The sequence below is a fragment of the Moorena sp. SIO4G3 genome (genome assembly GCF_010692305.1).
GTDB lineage: Bacteria > Cyanobacteriota > Cyanobacteriia > Cyanobacteriales > Coleofasciculaceae > Moorena > Moorena producens_A.
Genome location: NZ_JAAHIG010000045.1, coordinates 1 through 6,434, shown reverse-complemented (window position 1 = coordinate 6,434; position 6,434 = coordinate 1). Strand labels below are relative to the sequence as shown.

Genomic DNA, 6,434 nt, shown 5'->3' with positions numbered 1-6,434 from the left:
GCTTGAATAATATCGTTTGTCCGAGTAATGATGTCATTAAGATCAGGACCAATGTTAAGGCTTCTAGTAATATCCCGAGTGAATCCCCGTCTCAGAATTAACCCCAATCTTGTAAAAACGTCTGGTAATTCTAACTGTTCAGCATTCATTTGTTGATCTCTATAACTTACGGTTCTCAGGCTATTTCTCAAAGCCTCCAGTAAGCGCTGATCCCGATTTAACAACCAGCCTGGTTGAATGGCTTGGCGACAAACTTCCATTCCAATCAACACCACCACCTCAGCATAACCAATGTTATAGCGGTTGAGTTCTGTTGCCGCATCAACCCAGATTACGGCATAATTTTCTCCTAGCGCCTGTTCAATCCGTCGCAATTCCGTTGTTTTTCCACTGCCCCGATGACCAGCTAATAAAAACTTAACTGGCTGATCTTCCATCTGCAGAGTATTAATTCCATGTTGTACTGGACTATCCTCTCGCTGGACATAAAAATCTTCAATTTCTTCTAGTGTCGTCAGGGGTTGGTCTGGGTTAAAGAGTTGGTAAGCTTGTCTCCAATAGTTGACGTTGCACATAGTTAATGGGAACAGAGAATAAAATTTAGATGTAGCTCATAACTATTATAAATAGTATAGATTATCGAGTAATTATTCATTCTTAATAATGACTTTATTTAGCGGCTAATTGTAATGATTTATTTAATAAGTAAACTTTTTAAATTTGTTATTCACTTAAAATTAACTGTTTTTGTCCTGTTGTTAAAAACTTACAAATTGATCAAAAAAAAGTATAATCTAACTGAAGGGGCGACAAAATAGCCTGAGAAGCTTTAAATGTAAGGCATGACCACCATTTTGTGGTATAGCAGTTGAAGTAAAGTTTAAGACATATTTCTAATCCCTGCTCCCTACTCCCTGCTCCCTTTCAACCCACATATTTTGTCCTAAACTATAATTAGGTTGCTATAAAAGAAAGATAGGTCTCTTTTGTCCAAAAAGACCTACTGATTCACAAGGTTACCTGAATTCTACTAAAACCACTTAAAAAATCGGCGTTGCTTAATAATAGAATGATTTTAAGAGTTTTGTGGAATGGGCATCTTACCTGTTCCTGGTAATGTTATCTGAAGGCACTTTCCAAGGCTAGGTTCCCCGGCCATTACAAGATACACCTTGAGGGAATTTAATTCTTAATATGGGAAGCGCACTGGATCTTTTCGGGCGGGCAGGATACCCACTCTACTCCTATTCATTATTACGTTCTTGTCAGGGCTATTTCATTCTAAACAAGTCCTTGAGTGTGTTAAGAGTAGAACCAGCACGACGCTGAGCCTGAGCCATATTCTCAAAGCCATGTTCACGATACAAGTTGAGGGAAAAGTTTCGGGCAATGGCCCAAATCTGTACCAGTGGTGGAGTTCGAATGCGGGAGGCATCTTCATATTGAGTCACCGATACGTACATAATGAACCTTGTTTTCCACCCCCCAATACCCTCGAATGCGTTGAGCAAACTCAACGGCTGTCTCAATAAAAGAAGCAACGTAATAGCGAGTTTCATGACTGACCTCAATGATGGTTGCCCGATGAACCTGGCGTTCTGAGTGCACACGAATTAAGGTCATAAGCCCTGGGAAAGCAGGTATACAATCCAATTTATGACGCTTTGCTGACGGTGCGTTTTTCAATTCGGCCATGTCCCTTATTGATCTGTTGGACACTCTGTTCGGGATCGAAAGCGCGTTTGAACCGCTCTGAGTAATCTCGATTGGTTGCTTTTGAGGGCTCCGAGGTAATCATTGCCACTTTCAATGATTACCTGAGCTGTTTTTTTTGGGTACTGATGGCATCAAAGGCAAACACCACGCCTTTGAGAGCCATCTGTTTGATGAAGGCTGGTAGTTCTGTGATTTCATTGGTTTTTGAATCGACCTCATCGGGTTCGAGAATCAACCCTCGTTCTACAATGTAAGCGCAAACCCAGCATAATCGCGCTCTTGGGAGTCTTTGTTTGGGTCATCACTGATGGCTTCATAGGAGCAAAGTAGCACAAAGCCCATCCGTTGCGATGGTTTCATTGGCTTTCGGTTCAATGTAAAAAAAACGAGATAAGCACGCCGAATACTTCTGATCATCTATTCTGAGCAACGTTCGTCGAATGGTGCTATATGACGGTAAGCGCTGTTTGGGTGGCTCGAACAGTGCGACTAATTCATCGTGATAGGATTTCAACCAGTCTCCAATCGCCAGAAAGCCCCGATTTCCAGCCGCAACCGCAAGGGGTTTACAAGGCTAAACACAGAGCTTGAGTATGGCGTTGTCCTGCTCAGGGCGCGAGTATCGGGGAGATTCGCAAACGCTTCAACAATAGCAATCTCAGACATCTCTTGAAAAGGCTTATATAGAAGAGGACTTGCTTAGCATATCACGGGCGCAATTAGAATGAAATAGCCCTGCGTTCTTCTTGAATCGCCTCCTGAGCAATGGTTGTGTCTACATATTCCTTTTTATTCTTCACGGCGACCTGACAAGCCGTGCGCGCTAGTCGGATTAAATCCCGGATCACACCACCACTCTTCTCAGATAATAGATCTAAGGCATCGGGAGTGAATAGATCTGTTTCATTAATTTTAGCTAATCGTTTGGTAATCACAGACTTCAAGATATCTCGACCAAGATTGTTAGGGGTTGAGGTGGGACCAGAATTGCGATCGCATTCAAATACAGGCAAATTATACAAATCTAAACATTGGAAGCTTTCCATCGGTTGCCGAAAGCTAGGGGAATATCGTAAGGAAATTGGAATGGTGTAGATGATATGACACTCTAATTCTGTCAGCAGCGAACTAGCAAACATTTTCACAGCGGTGCCATAATCCTGGCGATCGAGACCATCTACAATGATTAATAAGTTTTGATTGCAGTCTGTTTTAGCGGCTTGAATAATATCGTTTGTCCGAGTAATGATGTCATTAAGATCAGGACCAATGTTAAGGCTTCTAGTAATATCCCGAGTGAATCCCCGTCTCAGAATTAACCCCAATCTTGTAAAAACGTCTGGTAATTCTAACTGTTCAGCATTCATTTGTTGATCTCTATAACTTACGGTTCTCAGGCTATTTCTCAAAGCCTCCAGTAAGCGCTGATTCCGATTTAACAACCAGCCTGGTTGAATGGCTTGGCGACAAACTTCCATTCCAATCAACACCACCACCTCAGCATAACCAATGTTATAGCGGTTGAGATCTGTTGCCGCATCAACCCAGATTACCGTATAGTTTTCTCCTAGCTCCTGTTCAATCCGTCGCAATTCCGTTGTTTTTCCACTGCCCCGATGACCAGCTAATAAAAACTTAACTGGCTGATCTTCCATCTGCAGAGTATTAATTACATTTTTTACTGGACTATCCTCTCGCTGGACATAAAAATCTTCAATTTCTTCTAGTGTCGTCAGGGGTTGGTCTGGGTTAAAGAGTTGGTAAGCTTGTCTCCAATAGTTAACGTTGCACATAGTTAATGGGAACAGATAATAAAATTTAGATGTAGCTCCTTATGATAAACACTATAGCTAATGGAGTCATTAGTCTGAATAATTTTTGTGAATTAATTATTAATAGTGTTTGTAACTAATTCAGACTATTTTTATAAAGTATAGGTATAAAAAATACAGTTTTTTTATACCTATAAAATACACAATATTTGTGCTATTTTATGTGTATTTTATTCCCTAAAATCCAGGAATCTGTAACTCACCCAATTGAAAACTGCTATAATATAATTAACTAAATCCAATCATACATGATCAGATCAGGGGCGATTGCTCTAGCACTATCATGGTCTATTATCTCAAAGATAAGTATATTATTTTACTTACGGCTTTTGGCTTTAAGCGTGTCTTTGGTACAGAGCAAAATAAAGCACTACTTATTGATTTTTTAAATACCCTTTTACCACCTCATCATGAAATTGAAGATGTTACCTTCAATAATACAGACAAGGTAATTTTTGAAATCTACTGTCAAGCCAAAACTGGGGAAAGCTTTATTGTTCTATTTCAAAAAGCAAAACAAAACTTCTTTAAGGATAGAAGTGTTTACTATTCCACATTTCCGATCCAAGAACAAGCGCAAAAAGGCGATTGGGATTATCAGTTAAAGGCGGTTTATACTGTCGGGGTCTTAGATTTTGTTTTTGACGACCATAAACGTGATGAAACAATCCTACATACTGTGGAGCTAAAAAATCAGGATTGTCAAGTGTTTTATGACAAACTCAAATTCCTTTATCTCGAGTTGCCAAAGTTTACGAAAACCCTAGACCAATTAGAAACACATTTTGATAAATGGCTGTTTGTCCTGAAAAATCTCTCAGAATTACAGAATCGCCCTCAACCATTGCAAGAGTCAGTATTCAATCAATTGTTTGACGTGGCAGAAATTGCAAATTTTTCTCGTACTGAACAGGATAACTACCAAAATAGTCTCAAATATTACCGAGATATGAATAATATTGTCGAGACGTCTAGACAAGAAGGGTTGCTACAAGGTCGAGAAGAAGGTCGAGAAGAAGGGCTCAAACAAGGTCGAGAAGAAGGTCGAGAAGAAGGAGCACAACGAGAACGAGCACTGATCCTCCGTCTGCTATCCCGTAGCTTAGGAGAAATACCGAGTGAACTGCAACAGCAAATTCTTCAACTGTCACTGGAGCAGTTGGAAGGGTTAAGTGAAGCGTTGTTATATTTTTATAATGTTGATGATTTAAGGGCTTGGTTGAATGAAACTCAAGATTAATATCATGTTCGATTGAACACTTATAAATATTAGGTAATAGGGAACAGGGAACAGGGAACAGGGAACAGGGAACAGGGAACAGGGGATGAAGAGGGAAATTACTTAGCAGAAGTAAGCTATATTTTTTAATAAATTATTATCTGAATATGATATAATTATCCTCTGAAAAATATTACGCATATGCGCCTAGGGCATACAGCATTTTTCATAACTATTAGGTGCGCTTGACCCATTAAGAATTAAATTCGCCACGGGTCGCACCTGAGGTACACAGGATTTTTTCCCTGTTCCCTCTTCTGACGGGTGCATCTCATTTTTACCGTTTGATCCGGTGGTGCGTTACGGGACGGGCTTTCTCAACACTGGGAAAGATTTGGAAAATCAGAGCTAGCCCTTCCCTAACACACCCTACCCCATTTCTCATATTTTTTACAAATATGAGATGCACCTCTTCTGACTTCCCTGTTCCCTGTTCCCTGTTCCCTGTTCCCTAAAACCCAGGAATCTATACCTGACCCAATTGAAAACCGCTGAATATTTACCTCAAAACATATCTGGTATCCAAGGTTCAGATCCAGAAAACAATAATGTCGCTACTGACAACGCTTCGTTTGTGGCTTTCAAATAACCGGCAAGTTGCAGTTGTCTAGGACTATATAAACCACTATACAAAGACGCTAAGCCTCGGATACTAATTTGAAGATCCCCATTACCTCCTGGAGTAACGTCACCTTGCCCTTGATGAACACGTAAACGGAATCTACCGTTATTAGCCTCAATCAAATCATCCTCAACTTCCAAGTGTAATTCCCCATCGATTCCTACCGGATAACCTCGCTTGTCTAAGGCTTTGGGAACATCAATAATTCGTGACATCCAGTAATATCGAGTGTCGATTTTAGCCGTTTGTTCTGGTAACACTAACATTAACGGGTCATGGGGAGAACTATACCAATACACCTGATTGACTAGGGAGCGATGATCAGCGATAAACGTCCAAAAACGCTTGATAGCAGCTGTGGTCAGCAATGCCCAATCGTTAATCGTAATCCGAAGCCCCTGATCGTCTTCCTCTTGAGTAAAAATTATGTAACCTTCCGGTAGAGTTTCTGAACCAATCAGATAGCTATAGATAGTTTCTTCTGGTTTTGCTACTATTGGTTTCACCAGATTTTCCCAGATAGCTCGATTGCGGTCTAAATTCCCATTATTGGCTTGAGCGTGTTGGTGATAGACCTCCTCGAAGACCTGGTAATTCTCTGGCTCTACTTGATGCATGGGAAGATTGCGTTCGCATAACGAAATCGTTTTGGTAGACAATTTCCAAAGGCAACGGTTTCCTGCCCGTTCATAGCCTACTTTCCGGTAAAGGGCGTCAGTAGAAGCATATAACGTAGAAATTGGCACGCCCTGGTCATGGAGTGCCATAATAGTCTTAGCCATTAATTGGTAAGCTACCCCTTGACCGCGATACTCTGGCGCTACACCAACCACAGCAATTCCTGCCATGGGCACAGTTTTACGTGGGAGCCAAAAACCGAAAGCCCCGCGTATTTATACCGGGGATGAAGGTTCGTAGCGGCTTTAGCCGCCGTGAAGAAATATTTTGATTATTTCCGAATTTTTACGCGAAGTCTTGTAGAATA

The 6,434-nt window shown here is 40.9% G+C and carries 6 protein-coding genes and 2 pseudogenes; 1 reads left to right on the top strand and 7 read right to left on the bottom strand.

What is annotated here, in order from left to right; all coding sequences use genetic code 11:
• The 6 genes and pseudogenes from F6J99_RS11330 to F6J99_RS11305 form a co-directional block, all read right to left on the bottom strand.
• Positions 1-575: pseudogene (locus F6J99_RS11330) on the bottom strand (hypothetical protein); the annotation flags it as partial.
• Between the two features lie 696 nt (positions 576-1,271).
• Positions 1,272-1,451: a hypothetical protein gene (locus tag F6J99_RS11325; protein ID WP_293113008.1), complete on the bottom strand. Its 180-nt coding sequence runs from the start codon at positions 1,449-1,451 to the stop codon at positions 1,272-1,274.
• Positions 1,438-1,623 carry a hypothetical protein gene (locus tag F6J99_RS11320; protein ID WP_293113007.1) on the bottom strand — a complete coding sequence of 62 codons (186 nt, stop codon included), beginning with the start codon at positions 1,621-1,623 and terminating at the stop codon, positions 1,438-1,440. The genes F6J99_RS11325 and F6J99_RS11320 overlap by 14 nt, the downstream gene beginning before the upstream one ends.
• A gap of 190 nt (positions 1,624-1,813) precedes the next feature.
• Positions 1,814-1,951: a hypothetical protein gene (locus F6J99_RS11315; RefSeq protein WP_293113006.1), complete on the bottom strand. Its 138-nt coding sequence runs from the start codon at positions 1,949-1,951 to the stop codon at positions 1,814-1,816.
• Positions 1,952-2,029: 78 nt separating this feature from the next.
• A pseudogene (locus tag F6J99_RS11310) lies at positions 2,030-2,266 on the bottom strand (transposase family protein); the annotation flags it as partial.
• Positions 2,267-2,435: 169 nt separating this feature from the next.
• The gene (locus F6J99_RS11305; protein WP_293113005.1) at positions 2,436-3,509 is read right to left on the bottom strand and encodes a P-loop NTPase fold protein; all 1,074 of its coding nucleotides are present in this window, start codon (positions 3,507-3,509) and stop codon (positions 2,436-2,438) included.
• A 322-nt stretch (positions 3,510-3,831) separates the two neighbouring features.
• Here F6J99_RS11305 and F6J99_RS11300 point away from each other — a divergent pair, with 322 nt between their 5' ends.
• Positions 3,832-4,788: an Rpn family recombination-promoting nuclease/putative transposase gene (locus tag F6J99_RS11300; RefSeq protein ID WP_293113004.1), complete on the top strand. Its 957-nt coding sequence runs from the start codon at positions 3,832-3,834 to the stop codon at positions 4,786-4,788.
• 543 nt (positions 4,789-5,331) lie between these two features.
• On the opposite strand, the gene F6J99_RS11295 is transcribed toward F6J99_RS11300, so the two are convergent.
• Positions 5,332-6,342, bottom strand: a complete 1,011-nt coding sequence (locus F6J99_RS11295; protein WP_365973114.1) for a GNAT family N-acetyltransferase — start codon at positions 6,340-6,342, stop codon at positions 5,332-5,334.
• Positions 6,343-6,434 lie beyond the last annotated feature (92 nt).

What these genes read in the sequence shown, in the direction of transcription:
- F6J99_RS11320 (WP_293113007.1), bottom strand. Translation starts at nt 1,623, where the DNA reads ATGACCTTAATTCGTGTGCACTCAGAACGCCAGGTTCATCGGGCAACC.
- F6J99_RS11305 (WP_293113005.1), bottom strand. Translation starts at nt 3,509, where the DNA reads ATGTGCAACGTTAACTATTGGAGACAAGCTTACCAACTCTTTAACCCA.
- F6J99_RS11300 (WP_293113004.1), top strand. Translation starts at nt 3,832, where the DNA reads ATGGTCTATTATCTCAAAGATAAGTATATTATTTTACTTACGGCTTTT.